Source organism: Paracidovorax wautersii (genome assembly GCF_900113035.1).
Classification (GTDB): Bacteria; Pseudomonadota; Gammaproteobacteria; order Burkholderiales; family Burkholderiaceae_C; genus Paracidovorax; species Paracidovorax wautersii.
This window is the reverse complement of record NZ_FONX01000010.1, coordinates 164,276-182,061: the sequence shown is the minus strand read 5'-3', so window position 1 is coordinate 182,061 and position 17,786 is coordinate 164,276. Positions and strand designations below refer to the sequence as shown.

Below are 17,786 nucleotides of genomic sequence, written 5' to 3'. Positions count from 1 at the left end.
GCGCGTTGGTCTGGAGGATGCATCGGCCAGGGCGGCTTCGCCACCGCTCAGATACCGGCCCAGCCACTTCCTGGCTGTCTGAGCGGTGACGCCTTGGGCGAGAGCTGCCTGGGCGGCGTCCTGGCCATGAATGGTCATCTGTTGAACCATCTCAAGTCGGCGGGCGAAGGTAAGTCGGGCATGCTTATGGGTGTTCATCCGGTTGGGTGTCCTGAGTCGATTGGGTGTTTGGCGACTTCCAGTCTCTCAAATCCAACCAGGATGAACACCGGATACAACCTATTGAAGCTTCACATCTAGCCCGCTCTCCGCCGCGAAACAAAAAAAAAGGGGGCGAGGCACACGCCCTGCGGCGTTCGCCTCGCCCCCCGCAAAAGACTCAGGCTCAGGCTGCGCTGGACAGCACCAGCTGCACGCCCGTCAGGCCATAGACCGGCGTGGCGCGGAAGCCCGGCACGATGATCTGGCTGAACTGGCCCTGCACGCCTTGCGCGCGCAGCACCGTGATGGTGTCGCCCGCCTTGGGCGTGTAGCCGGCGCGGAAGGACACCACCAGCGTGCCGCCCAGCACGGCGGTGCCGGAGGTGGACATAACGCCCGCGTCGGCCGAGCCCAGCTGCGCCTGCAGCGTGCCGGCAGCGGTCTGGGCGTAGCCGCCCTGCAGCTGCAGGGTGCCCGCGCCGCCCACGGCCAGCGTGCCGCCGCCCACATAGACGGCGCCCGTGCCCAGGGCCTGGGCGCTGTCGGCGCGCAGAGTGCCGGCCACCAGTTCGATGCCGCCGCTGAAGCGGTTGTTGCCGGCCAGCGCCAGCGTGCCGGAGCCGCGCTTGGTCAGCTTGCCGGGGCCGGCGATGTCGTTGCGCCACACGTCCAGCGCGTTGAAGCCGCCCAGGCTCGCGTCCATGCTCACGTCCACGTCGCCGTTGAAGGCGCCGTAGCCGTCGGCCGCGGCGAAGAGGTTCAGGCGGCCGAAACCTTCGGCGTCATCCATGACGGGGTAGCCCGAAGGCAGCGCGGTGGTCTTGAGCACCACGCGGCGCTGCGCGTCGCTCAGGTAGGGCTGGCGCGTTTCCAGCAGCACTTCGGCGCCCTTGGGCACCACGGCCGGGCGGGTGGCGTCGCCGATCTGCGTGAAGCCGAAGACCAGGCGGCGCTGGTAGGCGCTGCGGTTGGCGGCGGCGTCGGCGAAGCGGTCCTGCGCCGCGCCTTGCGAGTGGGCGAAGGCCAGCAGGGCCTCGGGCGTGGCGGCGCCGGTGGACTTCATCAGCGTCTGCAGGGCCTGGGCGCGCGCGGCCTTGCGGGCGTCGGGCGTGGCGACGTAGATGTTGCCCAGCGCCGAGGCTTCGCCCAGCAGGCGGCCGCCGATCACATCCATGGGCGAGTGCATGCCGGCCATGATGCGGTTCTCGCCCAGTTCCAGGCCGCGCGAGAGCATTTCCTGGAAGCGCTCGGGCACCAGGTAGGCCATGGCGACGGCGTTGCGCACCGCCTCGGCCGAGTGGCCGCTGGGGAAGCCGCCGTCGGTGGCGGGCGTGCTGCTCTTGGCGGGTTCGAGCGTCGGCACGACCTGCACGCTGCTGCTCCAGCGCCACGGGCGGGCGTACTTGTAGAAGCGCTTGGCGGGTTCGGTGGAGGCGTTGTTGCCCATGCTGTTGACGAAGTCGATCACCAGGCCGAAGTCGGCATTGGCGCTGCCGCCCACGCCGGTGTTGTTGCCCTGGTCGTCATAGCGCACCGTGCCGGCATCCGCGGGGATGCTGGTGATGGTGGTGGTCTGGCGCGCGGCCTGGCGCCAGGCGGCGGTGAGCGGGCCCATGCCGTCTGTCACGCTGTAGTTCTTGCCGCGGCGGTCGTCGTAGTAGGCGGTCGTCGTAGTAGGCGGCGTCGGCCTGGGCGGGCGTGCGGGCGGCCGTGGTGCGGACCACGAAGCCGATGTTCTCGCTGTGGAAGGCCGCGTTCTTGACGGTGCCGTCGGTGGCGTCGCCCGGAATGCCGGACCACTTGGAGGCGGCGATGGCCGGGAAGCCGTCGCGCGCCGGAGCCGTCTGCCCGGCATCGACCAGGCGGGTGCTGGGCTCCCACAGGTCGAGGAAGCCGCTCAGCACGCGCACGCCGGCGTTGGTGTCCACCGTGGCGTAGCGCGCATCGCCGCGCTGGTTGGTGGCGGCGGCATCGACGAAAGCCGTGACGGAAGGCACGGGCGCCGATTCGGCGAAGCCCACGCCGGCCGGGGCCACGGGGGTGGCGGCGTCACCACCGCCGCCGCAGGCGGTCAGGGCCAGCAGGGCCGGCAGCAGTGCGGCGCGCAGCGCGTGCAGGGCGAAGGCGCTGGAGCGCACAAGGGCAAAAGCCGCAGCGTTGGCAGCGGCCCAGGGAGAGGCGAAAGGCATGGGGGAAAGACGGCCCACGAGCGCGGGCCCTGATTCAAGGAGGGAACCAGGAAGGTATCGCGCTCCCGTGACGGCGCCATGACACGCCGCCCTGCGCGGCCCGTGGGCCGGGGCCCTGCCCCGGCGGCCTGCGTCAGCGCGGCCAGAGCACCCAGAGGCGCAGGTTCTGCTTGAGCCGCCCGGCGATGTCGCCGGCTTCCTGGCCCCAGCCGGTGAAGTAGTCGGCGCGCACGGCGCCCAGGATGGCGCTGCCCGTGTCCTGCGCCATCACCAGCCGCTGCAGCTGCGTGGTCGGCCCGCTGGAGGCCAGCCACACGGGCGTGCCGTAGGGAATGCTCTGCCGGTCCACGGCGATGGAGCGGCCCGGCGTGAGCGCCACGCCCTGCGCGCCCTTGGGGCCGAAGGCGGCGTCCAGCCCGTCCAGCGGTTCTTCGCGGAAGAACACGTAGCGCGGATTGGCCCAGAGCATCTCGTTGACGCGGCCGGGGTTCTGCAGCGTCCAGGCGCGGATGCCGGGCCAGGTGGCGTCGCGCACCAGGCCCTGGTCGAGCAGCCAGCGGCCCACGCTCTGGTAGGGCTGGTCGTTGGTGCCGGCGAAGGCCACGCGCACCAGGCGCACGCTGCCGTCGGGCTCCACGAGGCGCAGCCGGCCCGAGCCCTGGATGTGCAGCACCATGGCCTCGACCGGATCGCGCACCCAGGCGATGGCGCGGCCGGCGAGCTGGGCCTGCGCCTCGGGCAGGGTGTCGATCTGCTGGCGCGTGTACCAGGGCTTGCGGCTGCCCAAGCCCGCCGGAGCGCGGTAGATGGGGATGTTGAAGCCGTTGCCCGGCAGGCGCGAGGCGTCCAGGTAGGGTTCGTAATAGGCGGTGAGCATGCCGTCCGGGTTGCCGGAGAGCGACTCGACACGGTAGGGCTGCAGGCGCGCGCGCATCCAGGCGCGCTGCTCGTCGGGGCTGCCGATGGACAGGCGCCGCACCTCGGGGCACAGGTGCGCGAAGGCCGGCGACGGGCGTTCGCAGTTCTTGATCCAGGCGTTCCAGGCCTCGGTCAGGTTGTCTTCGGAGAAGCCGGGCAGTTCGTCCCACGACACCGGCACCCAGCGGCTCTTGGGCTGCGCCAGCGTGCCCGGCACGGCGGCCGACGGCGCGATGGGCACGCCGGCATAGGACGGCGGAGGGGCAGCGGGGGTGCCGGATTCTTCGATCAGGGGCGGGCGGCTGGAGCAGGCCGCGAGCGTTCCTACAATCAGCGCCGTCATACAAAGGCGCAGGAGACGGGATTTCATGTGGCTGATTTTGCTTGAAGCCTTGATCGCGCTGGCGGTGCTGGTGGCGATCGTGTGGTGGACCATGTTCTCGGGCCGCCGCCGGGGCGAGCTCGTGCCCCCGCCCGCCGAGCCCGAACGCCCTGCGGCGCCCCATCCACCGGGCGGCCCGCCGCCCTCGCCCCCTGCGTCGCCGGACTGACCAGGCACGACTGGCGCCATGGTCCTACAGCGCCGCCCCCAGCATTTGGTTACCTTACAGCCCTGCTTCGCAGGCACTGGCCCCCATGGGCGCCAGGCCGGCGGAACCGGCATCAGAAAAATCTTTCACTCCAAGGAGTTCGTCATGCGTCTGCGTCATCCCCTTCTCATCAGCGCCACTGCAGCCCTCGTGCTGGTCACCGGCTGTGCCAACATGAGCGACACCCAGCGCAACACCGCGATCGGCGCGGGCGCCGGCGCTGCAGGCGGAGCGGTGCTGGGCGCCGTGACGGGCGGCAACGCAGGCACGGGCGCCCTGATCGGCGCAGGCGTGGGCGCGCTGGGCTCCTACATCTGGTCGCAGCACATGGAACGCCAGAAGCAGGAAATGCAGCAGGCCACGGCCGGCACCGGCGTGGTCGTCACGCAGACCGCCGACAACCAGCTGAAGCTGGACATCCCCAGCGACATTTCCTTCGCCACGAACCGCTCGAACATCCAGCCCAACTTCGCTCCCCTGCTGGACCGCTTCGCCGAAGGCCTGCGCAACAACCCCAACACCGAAGTGCGCATCGTCGGCTACACCGACTCCACCGGCACCGACGCGATCAACAACCCGCTGTCGCTGGACCGCGCCAGCAGCGTGCGCAACTACCTGACGGCCCGCGGCGTGAACGGCGGCCGCATCCAGGTGGAAGGCCGCGGCTCCGCCCAGCCGGTGGCCAGCAACGACACCAGCGAAGGCCGCGCGCGCAACCGCCGCGTCGAGATCTTCGTGGGCGAGCGTTCGCGCGGCTGAGGCCCATGAACTCCAGGGCCTGCGGGCCCCCGGCACCCCGAGACAGGCCCTTGTGCCTGTCTTTTTTTTGAGCGGCTGGACACACACCCCTCTGGCTGAATTGCCGCAGCTCGCAGGGCCGTGTGCGCCGCTCCTCTGGCCGGGCCGAAGCCCGGGCCTGCAGCGCGCAGGCAGGTAGGCAGGCAGACCCGTCAGTGCGCCGCGCGCATCAGGTTCGCCAGCTCCACCGCCGACTTGACCTGCATCTTGTCGAAGACGCGCGAGCGGTGCACCTCCACCGTGCGCACGCTGATGTCGAGCTGGTCGGCGATGAGCTTGTTGGGCAGCCCCTCCACCACCAGCCGCATCACGTCGCGCTCGCGCTCGGTCAGCTCGGCCACACGGTCCTGCAGCTCGTGCTGGGCGCGGCGCTCCTGCAGGTGGCTGGCCGATTGCGCCAGCGCCGCCTGGATGCGGTCCACCAGCAGGTTGTCGGAAAACGGCTTTTCGCAGAAGTCGAAGGCGCCGCGCTTGACGGTGGCCACCGCCGTGGGCACGTCGGCATGGCCGGTGAGGAAGATCACCGGCATGGCGGCGATGTCGCCGCGCTCGGCCAGCTGGTCGAACAGGGCCAGCCCGCTCATGCCGGGCATGCGCACGTCCAGCAGCAGGCAGCAGGGCTGGCGCTGGGGCGGGCGGCCCTGGAGCATGGCGGCGAAGGATTCGGCGCTGTCATAGCATTCGCTGGGGACACGGCGCGAGCGCAGCAGCCAGGCCAGCGCTTCGCGCACACCGGCATCGTCATCGACGATGTACACGGTGGCATTGGAGACAGGTTCCATGGGTCAGGACAGGGTGGAGACGCGTGCAGGAGGCGGACAGGCGCCGGCAGCGCCCTCTTCCTGGGGTGCCGGCAGCGTGAAGGTGAATACCGTACCACGCGGATCGCGCGGCGCGTAGCTGAGCAGGCCGCCGTGCTGCTCGACCACGGTGCGGCACAGCGACAGCCCCAGGCCCATGCCCTCGGCCCGGGTGGTGAAGAAGGGCTGGAAGAGCTGGGTGCCCACCTCTTCGGGAATGCCCACGCCGCCATCGGCCACAGAGAACTCCAGCCAGGCCTGCTGCGCGGTGGAGGCCGCCAGGGCCGCGCCCAGCCGCAGCACGCGCGGGTGGATCTGCGGGTCGTCCATGGCCTGCATGGCGTTGCGCGCCAGGTTCAGCAGCACCTGCTCGACCATGGTGCGGTCGCACAGCGCAGGCGGCAGGCCGGCCCCGATGGCGACCTGCACCTGCACGCCCAGCTTGCGCGCCTGCAGGCGCACCAGGGGCATCACGGCATCGAACAGGTCCTGCGCGCTGACGGGCTCGCGGGTCTGGTCGCGGCGGCGCACGAAGTCGTGCACGCTCTTGATGACGCGCCCGGCCCGCTCGGCCTGCTGGGCGATGCGCTGCATGGCGGTGCGCACCTCGCGCAGGTCGCCGCGCAGCGGCTCGGGCAGTGCTGGCAGCGCCGCGCCGGCCGCATCGCCCGCCACCGGGTCCAGCAGGTTGACGGAGCCCGTGGCGTAGCTGGAGATGGCGGCCAGCGGCTGGTTCAGCTCGTGGCTCAGCAGCGAGGCCATCTCGCCCACGGTGGCCAGGCGCGCCGTGGCCTGCAGCCGCTCGTGCGAGGTGCGCGAGAGCTCTTCCACTCGGCGCTGCTCGCTCACGTCCAGGCATGAGCCCATCCAGCCGGTGTGCAGGCCGTGCGCGTTGATGAGCGGCGCCTCGTAGATCATGACCGGAAAGCGCGTGCCGTCGCGCCGCATGAAGACGGTCTCGTAGCCCTCGCGCGGCGGCACCTGCTCGCCCGAGAGGCGCACCATCTGCCGTGCCGCGTATTCCTGCGCGAACTCGGGCGGCCAGTAGGGCGGCGACGTGTCCTGGCCCTGCCCCAGCAGCTCCGGCGCCGAAAAACCCACCATCTCGCAGAAAGCCGGGTTGACGTAGGTGATGCGCCCTTCGAGGTCGCGCGCGCGCAGGCCGGTGACCAGCGAATCCTCCATGGCCTTGCGGAAGGCCAGCGCGTCGCCCAGGTCGCGCTCGGCGCGCAGGCGCCGGCGGTTGTCGCGCACCAGCACCACCAGCACGGTGACCAGCGCCACCGACATGGCCGTGACCAGGGCCGTGAGCACGTTGGGGAACACGCTGGGCGCGGTGTGCCAGCTGTCCATGCGCAGCATCACGGCCGTGCCGGGCAGATCCATGAGCTGCTGCGCCTGGAACATGCGCGAGCCGCGGCGCGTGGCGCCCACCATGGCCAGGCGGGTGCCGTCGGGCTCGGTGAAGGAGACCTCCTGCCCGCGCTTGAGCCCCGGCGCGACCAGATCGACCAGCACGTTCTGCAGCGCATAGGTGGCGATGAGGAAGCCCTTGGCGCGTCCGCCTTCCTGCAGCGGCACGCACAGCTCCATCATCTCGGCGCCCAGGCCGTCGAGCTGCGGCTGGAAGTAGCTGCCCGAATACGAGGGCCCGCCCACGCGCCGCGCGTTGGCGCAGGCCAGCGCGATGTCGGTCTGCACGCCCAGGCGGGAATCCGCCTCCCAGCGCATGGAGCGGTAGGGCGTCTCGGCATGGGCGCGCAAGCGCAGCTGCAGGTCGCGCCATTCCACGCGCACCAGCTCGCGCCGCTGGCTCAGCAGGCTGCCGGCACGGTGCTCCCACGCCGCCGGGTCCGGGTCGCCGGCCTGCAGCGCCTGCAGGCTCTGCAGGTTGTGGGCGAAGGCGGCGCGCAGGTCGGCCACCGCATCGGCCGTGTCGCGTTCGAGCCGGCTCTGCACCTGGCTGGCCTCGTAGCGGCCCGCGAGCCACACCAGGGTGACCAGCATGGCCGCGACCAGCGCCACCAGCAGGGTCCAGAGCGACCAGCGCCGCCAGGCCCCGCGCCAGCGGCGCCAGCCCTGCGGCCGCGGCCGGGCGGTGGCGGCGACCGCGGCGGAGGCGGGCGGATGCGCGAGGGATTCGTTCGCCGCGGCGCTCACAGCACGCAGTGCTCCAGCGCCGGCAGCTGCTGGCGCACCTCGCGCAGCCGCGCGGCATCGATCTCGCCGCAGACCACGCCGGCGCCTTCGGGCAGCACCGCCTGCACCGCGCCCCAGGGCTCCACTAGCATGCTGTGGCCCCAGGTGCGGCGGCCGTTCTCGTGCGTGCCGCCCTGCGCGGGTGCCAGCACATAGGCCAGGTTCTCCACGGCGCGGGCGCGCAGCAGCACTTCCCAGTGGGCCTGGCCGGTGGTGTGGGTGAAGGCGCTGGGCACCAGCAGCAGATCGGCGCCGGCCTGCGCGTGGCGGCGGTAGAGCTCGGGAAAGCGCAGGTCGTAGCAGACCGACAGGCCGACGCGCCAGGGCGTGCCGTCGCGCGCGGCCATCTCGAAAAGCACCGGCTCGGCGCCGGCTTCGATCACGGCGGCCTCGTCGAAGCGCTCGCGCCCGTTGTCGAAGCGAAAGAGGTGGATCTTGTCGTAGCGCGCCACGCGCTCGCCCGTCGGGGCGAACACCAGCGTGGTGTTGCGCACCTGGGTGGCGCTGCCCGCATCCAGCGGCAGCGTGCCGCCCACCACCCAGAGGCCCAACTCGCGCGCGGCGGAGGCCAGCATGGCCTGCACGGGGCCTTCGCCCAGGGGTTCGCGCAGCGCCAGCTTGTCGGTGTCGCGCGCGCCCAGGAAGCTGAAGTATTCGGGCAGCACGGCCAGCTCGGCGCCTTGCGCGGCGGCATCTTCGAGCAGACGGCGCGCCTGGGCGAGGTTGTCGGCCTGGCGCATGCCCGAGACCATCTGCAGTGCGGCGATTTTCATGAGGCGTCTCCCGAAGGCGGTGGCGGGGATGCGGCGCCGGAAGCCTCGCCCTGCCCGCCCGCGGGCCGGCGGCGCGAGACGCGCTCGATGCGCGGATCGTCCCAGGTGCCGTCGATGTGGAACTGCTGCGTGGCGGCCTGGATCAGCGGCCCGCGCAGGAAGATCTGCGCGAGGAAGCTGCCCAGCCCCACCACGGGGTTGATGGCCGTGGCCACCAGCGAGGCGGTCATGGCGTTGATCTCGGGCACCACCACCACGTGCAGGTCCTGCGTCTCGTGCGCGATGTCGGCGCTGCCCTCCATCAGCACGGCGGCGTTCACGCCCTTCATCTGCAGGTTGTTGGTGGTGGCCACGCCGCGCTCGATGCGCACGTCGCCGCGCACGAAGTCGAACGCGAAGCCCTGGCTGAACACGTCGCGGAAGTCCAGCGCGAAGCGGCGCGGCAGCGACTGCAGGCTGAGCACGCTCAGCAGCTTGGCGATGCCCGGCTCGGCCTTGAGGAACTGGCCGGCTTCCACATCGACATGCATCTGGCCGGACATGGAGCGGTAGTCCGGGCTGATGGGCGCGCCGTTCCAGGCGACCTGGCCGGCGATCTGGCCCTTGCCGCGCTTGACCACGCCGTCCATGCCGAAGCGGGACAGCAGCTCGCCCGAATCGCGGATGTCGAGCTTGAAATCCATCACCGTGCGGCGCTGGGGCCCGCTGCCGCCGCGGGCGCCGGGCACCAGGGCCCAGCTGCCGCTGGAGGTGAAGGTGGCCTCGGGCGCCATCAGGTTGAACTTGGACAGCAGCCATTCGCGCGAGCCCTCGGCGCCCTGGTTCTGCGCCTCGATCTCGATGCGGCCCAGCCTCCGGCCGCGCAGCTCGAAGTCCTGCACCACGATGTCGAGCGAGGGCAGCGCGCCGGGCTGCGAACTGTCGTCGCCCAGCAGCATGTCGTCCACCTGCTTGACCGCCGCCTGCGGGATGGTCAGGCGCGAGAGCCGCGCATAGAGCCGGCCCTGCGCCGCGCCCTCGCCCTGGCCCTGGCGGTATTCGAAGTAGCCGTCCAGCTCGGACGCATCCACGTTGGCGCGCCAGGTCGTGCCCTGGCGCGAGACGCCGGCCACCACGTCGTGCAGCGTGCGCCCCTGCCGCGTGACGGTGGCCGCGCGCACGGCGAGCTGCTGGGGCAGGTAGTCCAGCGTATCGTCGGGCGACGCCTCCGCCGCGGCCGGGGCAGCGGCACCGCCGGCGGATGCGGCCGGCTCCGGCGGCAGAAAGGCGGCCTGCCAGGCATCGACGTCCACCTGCTGCAGATGCACGTTGGCGGCCACGCCGGCAGCGGGCATGGGCACCGACTCGCCCGGGGCCAGCCCCAGCGCGATGGTGCCGCTCAGCACGCGCGGCGCGGGGCCGCTCATGTCGCGCAGGTAGCGCGCAGAGCCCACGCCGCCCAGGTCCACCATCAGTTCGTCGCGCAGCGGAGCGGTGCTGCCGGCGGCGGCGGAGGCCTCGGTCAGGCGGTTCTCGTAGCGCACCGGCAGCGCGGCATCGGCCGGCTTGCCCAGCGGCGCCGGCAGGGCCAGGGCCATGCCCTGCAGGCTGGTGGCGACCTGTACCTCGGCCACGCCCCGGCGCACGCCGATGGCCACGGTGTAGGGCGTGCTGCCGCTGGCCAGGCGCGCCAGGTGCGAGACGCCGCCCAGCCCGCTCGCCTGCCGCAGTCCTTCGGCCGTGACCACGCCCTGGGCGCGCACCTGCACGGGCGCTTCCGCGCCCGGCGTGGCGGGCGGGCGCATGCCGCCTTCGAAGCGCACCTCGCCGCCCAGCGAGCGGCCCCGCACGCCGGCCAGCGTGAAGCCGGCATCGGTGAACTGCACGCTGCCCTGGGCCCGCTCGACCAGCGGCGTCTGCGGGGTGATGCGCAGGTCGTTGCCGGCCAGCGCCAGGCTGCCGCGCACGGTGGAGGTATCGATGTGATTCACCGGCAGGTTCAGCTGCAGCTGCACGGCGGCCGGGCCGGTGGCGCTGGCCTGGTCCAGCGCGCCGCCGATGAGCTGGCCCACGTGCGAGCCGCGCACCAGCCCCAGCATGTCGGCCAGCGGCCCGCGCACGTCGGCCGTCACGCCGACCACGCTGTGGGCCAGGTCGGGGATGCGCGCATTCACCTTCTGCACGCGCACCTGCGGCCAGCCAGCGAAGCTGCCGCTGGCGTCCTTCACGCTCATGCCGGCGCCGTCGAAGATCAGCTCGCCGTCCAGCCCCGTGAGCGAGGGCCAGGGCAGGTGGCCGCTGCCCTGCTGCAGGCGCGGCGGCACGTAGGCGAAGTTGACGCCGCGCAGCTTGGCGGCGATGCGGAACTCGCCCTGGCCCGGATGGCTGGCGGGGATGTGCTCCACGTCGCCCTTGACGCGGAACTGCACCTGGCTGGCCGAGCCGGAGGTGATGGCGTCGCGCAGGTAGTGGCGCGTCTCCTGCGGGATGGCGAGCGGCAGGTAGCGATAGACGCGCGTGCCGTCGGCGCGCTGCAGCGAGCCGGTGAGGTCGATCACGCCCGGCGAGCGGTCCAGGTCGTCGGAGTGCCAGGCGAGGCGGGCCTCGCCCTCGGCATCGGCGTTGGCGAAGCGCAGGTCGCTGGCCTGCACGGCCAGGCGCTTGCCGTCGCGCTGCCAGCGCAGCGAGGCGCCCAGGCGCTGCACCGGCACCAGCGGGTCTTCGAAGACGCCCGGCAGCAGCAGCGCACCGTCGGCGATGGCCAGGCTGGCGGTGCCGCCGGTCTGCGTCAGGTCGAAGTCCACCGTGGCGCCGCGCACGCCCTCCACGCGCGGGATCGCGCTGGTGCCCTGCTCGGGCGCGGCCAGCGCCAGGCCGGAGACCCTGCCGCGCGCCTGGTATTGCAGGGGCGCGGTGAGCGGCCCGCGCCAGCTGGCCTGCACCGAGTCCACCAGGCCCTCGGGCGCGTAGGTGGCCAGCACGCGGTGGGCCTCCTCGCCCAGCGGCAGGCGGCTGGCGATCTCCGAGAGCGCGGCCAGGTCCAGCCGGTCGGCCTGCAGCTCGCCGCGGTCCTGCTGGCCTGCGGCGCCGCCCATGTGGCGCAGCATGAGGTTGCCGCCCGGCCAGCGCAGGCCGTCGTCGGTGAGGAACTGCAGTCCGGTGGTGGAGACCTCGAAGCCGTCGGCGAAGCGCCGCCCGCCCACGCGCCCGGCGACCGAGCGCAGCTCCAGCGGCTGCAGCCGTGCGCCCAGCGTGGTGTTGACGCCGGCCAGGGCCAGGTCGGCCGTGCCGCCCGCGAGCTGGCCGCGCTGCACGTCGGCCCAGGCGCGCACCGCGCCATGGCCGCCGGCCACGCGCGCGCCCAGCAGGTCCACGTAGCGGTTCAGGCGGGAGACGTCCACCCGGGCGAAGTCGGCGTAGAACTGGCCGCTCCAGCGTTCCCAGGCGCCCGCGTGGGCGCTCAGGAGCGGCGAGCGGAACTTGCCGCGCAGCGTGAAGCGGTCGCCCCATTCGGCCGGGGGCGTGGCGTCCAGCCGCATGTCGTGGCGCCAGTGGCCGTTGCGCAGCACCAGATCGACCTGCGAGAGCGCCAGCGGCGGCGCGCCGCGCAGCTCGTCGGTCCAGCGCACGGTGCCGCCGCGGATGGCGACTTCCTTTTGCGAGAAGAGCCAGTCGGCCGCGCTGCTGTTGCCGCTGCCGTCGTCGGCCGGGCTGCCGCCGAAGGCCATGCCGGCCACGAAGATCCGCCCGCGCGCATCGCGCCGCACATCGAGTTCAGGGCCTTCCAGATAGAGCTGCTCGAAGCCGAGCTTGAGCAGCGAGCGCGGCGAGATGGCCGCGACCACGCGCGGCAGCCGCAGCGCCTCGCGGCCCTGGGCGTCGAGCAGGGCAACATCCTGCAGCTCGATGGTGGGTATCAGCCCGTCCGATCGGGCGGCCAGCGCGCCGATGCGCACGGGAACCCCCAAGGCCCGCATGGCCCGGCTTTCCAGCTCGGGACGGAAATCTCCGATTCGCGGCACAATCCAGCCATGAAGCACGCCCCAAGCGGCTGCCAGCAGCAACCAGAAGGCCAGCAGCAGTCCCAGCGACCATCGAGCGAACACCGCAACGCATCTCAGCAGGCGTGTGGGGTGTGGTGGCGTCTCGGCGTCGGTCATGGTGGGTGTTGGCGGTGTCTGGAATTATGACCCGCGCCCTTCCCCCCGGTTCAGCGCAGAACCGTGTCAATCCGTACGCTCCGGCGCAGGCCCGGACTGCCACCGGACGTTCCCGCACCGCTTCCTGATCCTTTTCCATGCAGCAGTCGCCTCCGAACCCGCCCGGCAAGGGATTTGCCGAACATTCGCGTTTCCTGCAGCGTCTGCATCGCCGCTACGCGGACGAATTGCCCCTGCTCCCCGAGGGCCTACCCACGCGCGAGACCATGGCCGCCGCGCTGGAGGCCCTGGCCGCCCGCGGGCATGAAACCGGCGCCGCGCTGCGCATCCTGCGCCAGCTGGTGATGGAGCGGCTGATGCGGCTCGACTGCGAGCAGCAGGCCCCGCTGCAGGACATCACCCGCGCCATGACCTGGCTGGCCGAGCTGGCGCTGGACCGCGCCTGCGTGCAGGTGCGCGCCGAGCTGGACGCCCGCCACGGCACGCCGCGCGGCCCCGACGGCCAGCCGGTGGAGCTGTGGATCGTGGGCATGGGCAAGCTGGGGGCACGCGAGCTGAACGTCTCCAGCGACATCGACCTGATCTACGTCTACGAGCACGACGGCGAGACCGCCGGCAACGCCGAGGGGCGCGGGCGCATCTCCAACCACGAATACTTCGGCCAGGCGGTCAAGGCCATCTACACGCTGGTGGGCGACACCACCGAGCACGGCTTCGTCTTCCGGGTGGACCTGGCCCTGCGGCCCAACGGCAACTCGGGCCCGGCGGCCGTATCGCTCGCCGCGCTGGAGGAATACCTGCAGGTGCAGGGCCGCGAATGGGAACGCTTCGCCTGGCTCAAGAGCCGCGTGGTGGCCCCGCGCGACGCGGTGATCGGCGAGCCCGTGCAGGCGCTGCGCGGCGTGGTGCTGCCCTTCGTCTTCCGCCGCTACCTGGACTACAGCGTGTTCGACGCGCTGCGCTCGCTGCACCGCCAGATCCGCGAACACGCCGCCAAACGCAGCGCCGGCCACCCGGAGCGCGCCAACGACGTGAAGCTCTCGCGCGGCGGCATCCGCGAGATCGAATTCACCGTGCAGCTGCTGCAGGTGGTGCGCGGCGGGCAGTTCCCCGAGCTGCGCTGCCGCCCCACGCTGGAGGCGCTGCAGCGCATCGCCCGCGCCGGCCTGATGCCGCAGGAAACCGCCGACGCACTGGCCGACGCCTACACCTTCCTGCGCCAGGTGGAGCACCGCATCCAGTACCTGGACGACCAGCAGACCCACGTGCTGCCCACGCGCGACGACGACCTGGCCTGGATCGCCCAGAGCCTGGGCCTGGGCACCTGCGCCTTCCTGCACCAGCTGGATGCGCACCGCGAACTGGTGGCGCAGGAATTCGACACCCTGCTGGGCGGCGCCGGCAAGAAGCAGTGCAGCGGCGGCGGCTGCGGCGGCCCGCGCGCCGGCACCCCGCCCCCGCCGGAACTCGAATCGCTGCTGAACCAGCTGCCCCCCGCCGTGCGCGAGCGGCTGGCCGAGTGGCGCACCCACCCGCGCGTGCAGTCGCTCAGCGACGAATCGCGCGAACGGCTGCTGCGGCTGGTGCAGCGCACCGCGCGCTGGCTGGCCGACGGCCAGGTCAACGAAGACGCCGTGGTGCGGCTGATCGGCTGGCTCGAATCGCTGCTGCGGCGCGACATCTACCTGGCGCTGCTGCTGGAGCGCCCCTCGGTGCACGAACACCTGCTGCACCTGCTGGGCGCGGCCAAATGGCCTGCGCGCTACATGCTGCAGCACCCCGGCGTGATCGACGAGCTGGCGGGCGAAGCGCTGCTGGCCGAGCGCTTCGTGCCGCAGGATTTCGAGCGCGAACTGGCGCTGCGGCTGCAGTCCCTGCGCACCACCGGCGAGGACGACGACGAAACCCTGCTGAACCTGCTGCGCCGCGCCCAGCATGCCGAGACCTTCCGCACCCTGGCGCGCGACGTGGAGCACCGCATCACCGTCGAGCAGGTGGCCGACGACCTCTCCGCCCTGGCCGACAGCGTGCTGCGCGTGACCGCGCAGTGGTGCTGGAGCCGCCTGAAGAACCGCCACCGCGAGGTGCCGCAGTTCGCCATCATCGGCTACGGCAAGCTGGGCGGAAAGGAGCTGGGCTACGGCAGCGACCTGGACATCGTCTTCGTCTTCGACGACGACGACGAGCGCGCCTCCGAGGTCTATGCCGCCTTCGTGCGCAAGCTCATCAACTGGCTCACGGTGAAGACCGCCGAGGGCGACCTGTTCGAGATCGACACGGCCCTGCGGCCCAACGGCAACTCCGGCCTGCTGGTGACCAGCTTCACGGCCTATTCCAACTACCAGCAGCGGCGCGGCAGCAACACCGCCTGGACCTGGGAACACCAGGCCATGACGCGCGCGCGCTTCCTGCTGGGCACCGAAGACCTCGCGCCGCCCGGCGCCCTGCCGCTCGGGCCCGAGGGCACCGACGCACCCGCCGGCAGCGGACGCGGCCTGCGCGAACGCTTCGACGCCGTGCGCGAGGCCGTCATCACCGCGCCGCGCGACCCCGCCGCGCTGCGCGAGGAGATCGTCACCATGCGCGAACGCGTGCGTGCCGCGCACCCGGTGCCCGCCGGGCAGTTCGACGTCAAGCACAGCGCGGGCGGCATGGTGGACGCCGAATTCGCCGTGCAGTACCTGGTGCTGTCGCAGTCGGCCAGCCACCCCAGCCTGCGCGAGAACGTGGGCAACATCGCCCTGCTGCAGCGCGCCGAGGCCGCGGGCTTCCTGCCCGACGGCGTGGGCGCCGCCGCCGCCGCGGCCTACCGCACGCTGCGCCAGGTGCAGCACCGCGCCCGCCTGAACGAGCAGCCCACCCGCGTGGACCCGGCCACGCTCGCCGCCGAGCGGGACACCATCCTGGCGCTCTGGCGGGCGGTGTTCACGCCGGCCTGATCCAGGCCTGATACGAGCCTGGCCCGCGCCGGGCATCAGGCCGTATCGCCGCGTAGCCCTTGATCCGCAAGGGCTTTCAGCTACACAAACCATAGCAATCCGCCACCCCACCCGCGTGGGGCGCGGCGCGCGGCTGCGCGCGGCCCGCGCGGCGGCTGCGCGCGGCCCGCGCGGCGGCTGCGGCGCACGTGCGAATTTTCCGAATAAGCATGCGCCGAATCCTTTGCTGCACTCGCGCGGCAAACGGGCTTCAATGCACCTCAACCACCCGGCACGGCGGTCGTGCCGGGGTCTCTTACCGCATTCAAGGAAGGTGCTTTCCCATGACCCGCAAATACAAGGTAGTGGCCGTCTCCGGCAACGTGCAACGCCCCTCGCGCACGCTGGTGCTCGTCGAGGAACTGATCGCCGCCATCAGCGACGTGCTGCCCATCGAGGCGCGCACCATCGAGCTGGGCCCGCTCGCACCGCAGATCGGCGGCGCGCTCTACCGCAGCCAGCTGCCCGCGAGCGTGGAGGCGGATCTGGCCGCCATCGAATCGGCCGACCTGCTGATCGTGGCGAGCCCGGTCTATCGCGGCTCCTACACGGGCCTCTTCAAGCACCTGTTCGACTTCGTCCACCACGAGGCGCTGATCGACGTGCCCGTGCTGCTGGCCGCCACCGGCGGCAGCGACCGCCACGCGCTGGTGATCGACCACCAGCTGCGCCCGCTCTTCAGCTTCTTCCAGGCACGCACGCTGCCGCTGGGCGTGTATGCGTCGGAGCAGGACTTCGCGGGCTACGCCATCGGCAGCGAGGCGCTGAAGGCGCGCATCGCGCTGACCGCGCAGCGCGCCGCGCCGCTGATCGGCCTCGCCCAGGCCGAGGCGGCACCGGCCGCGCGGCTCGCCCGGGTGGCCTGAAGCCGCTGCGCGCCACCAGCCCGCCCCGCCCGATCACCGCCGCACCGCCGCACCGCCGCAGACCCAAGGAGCATGGCCATGAGCCAAGACCAAGACATCCACGCGCTCTCTTCGTCCAACCCTCTGAAGTTCGCCTACTGGGTGCCCAACGTCAGCGGCGGCCTGGTGGTCAGCACCATCGCGCAGCGCACCGACTGGAGCCTCGAATACAACCAGCGGCTGGCGCAGGTGGCCGAGCGGGCGGGCTTCGACTACGCCCTGAGCCAGATCCGCTTCACGGCCGGCTACGGTGCCGAGCACCAGCATGAATCGGTGTCGTTCAGCCAGGCCCTGCTGCACGCCACCACCAGGCTCAAGGTGCTGGCCGCCATCCTGCCCGGCCCCTGGAGCCCCGCCGTGGTGGCCAAGCAGATCGCCACCATCGATCACATCTCGCAGGGGCGCATCGGCATCAACGTGGTGAGCGGCTGGTTCAAGGGCGAGTTCCAGGCCATCGGCGAGCCCTGGCTGGAGCATGACGAACGCTACCGCCGTTCGGAGGAGTTCATCCGCGCGCTCAAGGGCATCTGGACGCAGGACGAATTCACCTTCAAGGGCGACTTCTACCGCTTCAACCGCTACACGCTCAGCCCCAAGCCCGTGCAGCGGCCCCACCCGGAGATCTTCCAGGGCGGCAGCTCGCGCGCCGCGCGCGACATGGCGGCGCGCGTGTCGGACTGGTACCTCACCAACGGCAACACGCCCGAGGGCGTGAAGCAGCAGATCGACGACATCCGCGCCAAGGCGGCCGAGACGGGCCACTACGTACGCATCGGCATCAACGCCTTCGTCATCGCCCGCGACACCGAGGAAGAGGCCCGTGCCGTGCTGAAGGACATCATCGACCACGCCCATGTGGAAGCCGTGCACGCCTTCGGCGAAGCGGCCCGGCAGGCCGGCCGCTCGTCGCCCGAGGGCGAGGGCAACTGGGCGAAGTCCACCTTCGAGGACCTGGTGCAATACAACGACGGCTTCCGCACCAACCTGATCGGCACGCCGCGGCAGGTGGCCGAACGCATCGTGGCGCTCAAGGCCGTGGGCGTGGACCTGATCCTCGCCGGCTTCCTGCACTTCATCGAAGAGGTGGAGTACTTCGGCCAGAAGGTGCTGCCGCTGGTGCGCGAGCTGGAGCTCGAAGCGGATCGCAAGCAGCAGCAGCAACAGCAGCACGCAGGCGGCAACCCCGCCGGCGCAGCGCGGGAACCCGCCGAGGCCGTCGCCGCCTGAGGGGGCGCGCGCTTTCCCCGTCACCTTCTCCTCACCAGCCCACAACCACCCATCAACGGCCCTGGCGCC

At 71.9% G+C, this 17,786-nt stretch carries 11 protein-coding genes and 1 pseudogene; 5 read left to right on the top strand and 7 right to left on the bottom strand.

Annotation, left to right across the window (positions count from 1 at the left end; all coding sequences use genetic code 11):
- From BM070_RS15510 to mltA, 3 genes and pseudogenes are all read right to left on the bottom strand, one after another.
- Window positions 1-198: leucine zipper domain-containing protein (locus BM070_RS15510; RefSeq protein WP_139222853.1), on the bottom strand; the 198-nt coding region annotated here is incomplete at its 3' end.
- A gap of 187 nt (window positions 199-385) precedes the next feature.
- Window positions 386-2,390 (bottom strand): annotated as a pseudogene (locus BM070_RS15505) (phosphatase PAP2 family protein).
- Between the two features lie 133 nt (window positions 2,391-2,523).
- Window positions 2,524-3,744 (bottom strand): murein transglycosylase A, encoded by a 1,221-nt coding sequence (gene mltA / locus BM070_RS15500; protein ID WP_092940317.1) that lies wholly within the window; start codon window positions 3,742-3,744, stop codon window positions 2,524-2,526.
- Here mltA and BM070_RS15495 point away from each other — a divergent pair.
- Both BM070_RS15495 and BM070_RS15490 read left to right on the top strand, forming a co-directional pair.
- Window positions 3,677-3,859: a hypothetical protein gene (locus BM070_RS15495; RefSeq protein ID WP_092940334.1), complete on the top strand. Its 183-nt coding sequence runs from the start codon at window positions 3,677-3,679 to the stop codon at window positions 3,857-3,859. The two genes, mltA and BM070_RS15495, sit on opposite strands and share 68 nt — an antisense overlap.
- Window positions 3,860-4,003: 144 nt before the next feature.
- On the top strand, window positions 4,004-4,657 hold the full coding sequence (locus BM070_RS15490) for a YiaD family glycine zipper/OmpA-like lipoprotein (protein ID WP_175518516.1): 654 nt from the start codon (window positions 4,004-4,006) through the stop codon (window positions 4,655-4,657).
- Between the two features lie 191 nt (window positions 4,658-4,848).
- Here the strand turns inward: BM070_RS15490 and BM070_RS15485 are convergent, their stop codons facing one another.
- Genes BM070_RS15485 through BM070_RS15470 form a run of 4 tightly spaced genes read right to left on the bottom strand, consistent with a single transcriptional unit; the run spans window position 4,849 to window position 12,607 of the window.
- Window positions 4,849-5,478, bottom strand: coding sequence for a response regulator transcription factor (locus BM070_RS15485; RefSeq protein ID WP_092940316.1), 630 nt, complete (start codon window positions 5,476-5,478; stop codon window positions 4,849-4,851).
- Between the two features lie 3 nt (window positions 5,479-5,481).
- Window positions 5,482-7,656 carry a two-component system sensor histidine kinase NtrB gene (locus BM070_RS15480; protein ID WP_175518515.1) on the bottom strand — a complete coding sequence of 725 codons (2,175 nt, stop codon included), beginning with the start codon at window positions 7,654-7,656 and terminating at the stop codon, window positions 5,482-5,484.
- Complete coding sequence (locus BM070_RS15475) at window positions 7,653-8,468, bottom strand: carbon-nitrogen hydrolase family protein (RefSeq protein WP_092940314.1); 816 nt, start codon at window positions 8,466-8,468, stop codon at window positions 7,653-7,655. The genes BM070_RS15480 and BM070_RS15475 overlap by 4 nt, the downstream gene beginning before the upstream one ends.
- Window positions 8,465-12,607, bottom strand: coding sequence for a YhdP family protein (locus BM070_RS15470; protein WP_092940313.1), 4,143 nt, complete (start codon window positions 12,605-12,607; stop codon window positions 8,465-8,467). The genes BM070_RS15475 and BM070_RS15470 overlap by 4 nt, the downstream gene beginning before the upstream one ends.
- A 137-nt stretch (window positions 12,608-12,744) precedes the next feature.
- On the opposite strand from BM070_RS15470, the gene glnE reads away from it, so the two are divergent.
- The 3 genes from glnE (at window position 12,745) to sfnG (ending at window position 17,717) form a co-directional block, all read left to right on the top strand.
- On the top strand, window positions 12,745-15,546 hold the full coding sequence (gene glnE / locus BM070_RS15465) for a bifunctional [glutamate--ammonia ligase]-adenylyl-L-tyrosine phosphorylase/[glutamate--ammonia-ligase] adenylyltransferase (RefSeq protein ID WP_092940312.1): 2,802 nt from the start codon (window positions 12,745-12,747) through the stop codon (window positions 15,544-15,546).
- A gap of 323 nt (window positions 15,547-15,869) precedes the next feature.
- Complete coding sequence (gene msuE, locus BM070_RS15460) at window positions 15,870-16,451, top strand: FMN reductase (protein ID WP_092940311.1); 582 nt, start codon at window positions 15,870-15,872, stop codon at window positions 16,449-16,451.
- 78 nt (window positions 16,452-16,529) lie between these two features.
- Window positions 16,530-17,717 (top strand): dimethylsulfone monooxygenase SfnG, encoded by a 1,188-nt coding sequence (sfnG, locus tag BM070_RS15455; protein WP_092940310.1) that lies wholly within the window; start codon window positions 16,530-16,532, stop codon window positions 17,715-17,717.
- Window positions 17,718-17,786: the final 69 nt, after the last annotated feature.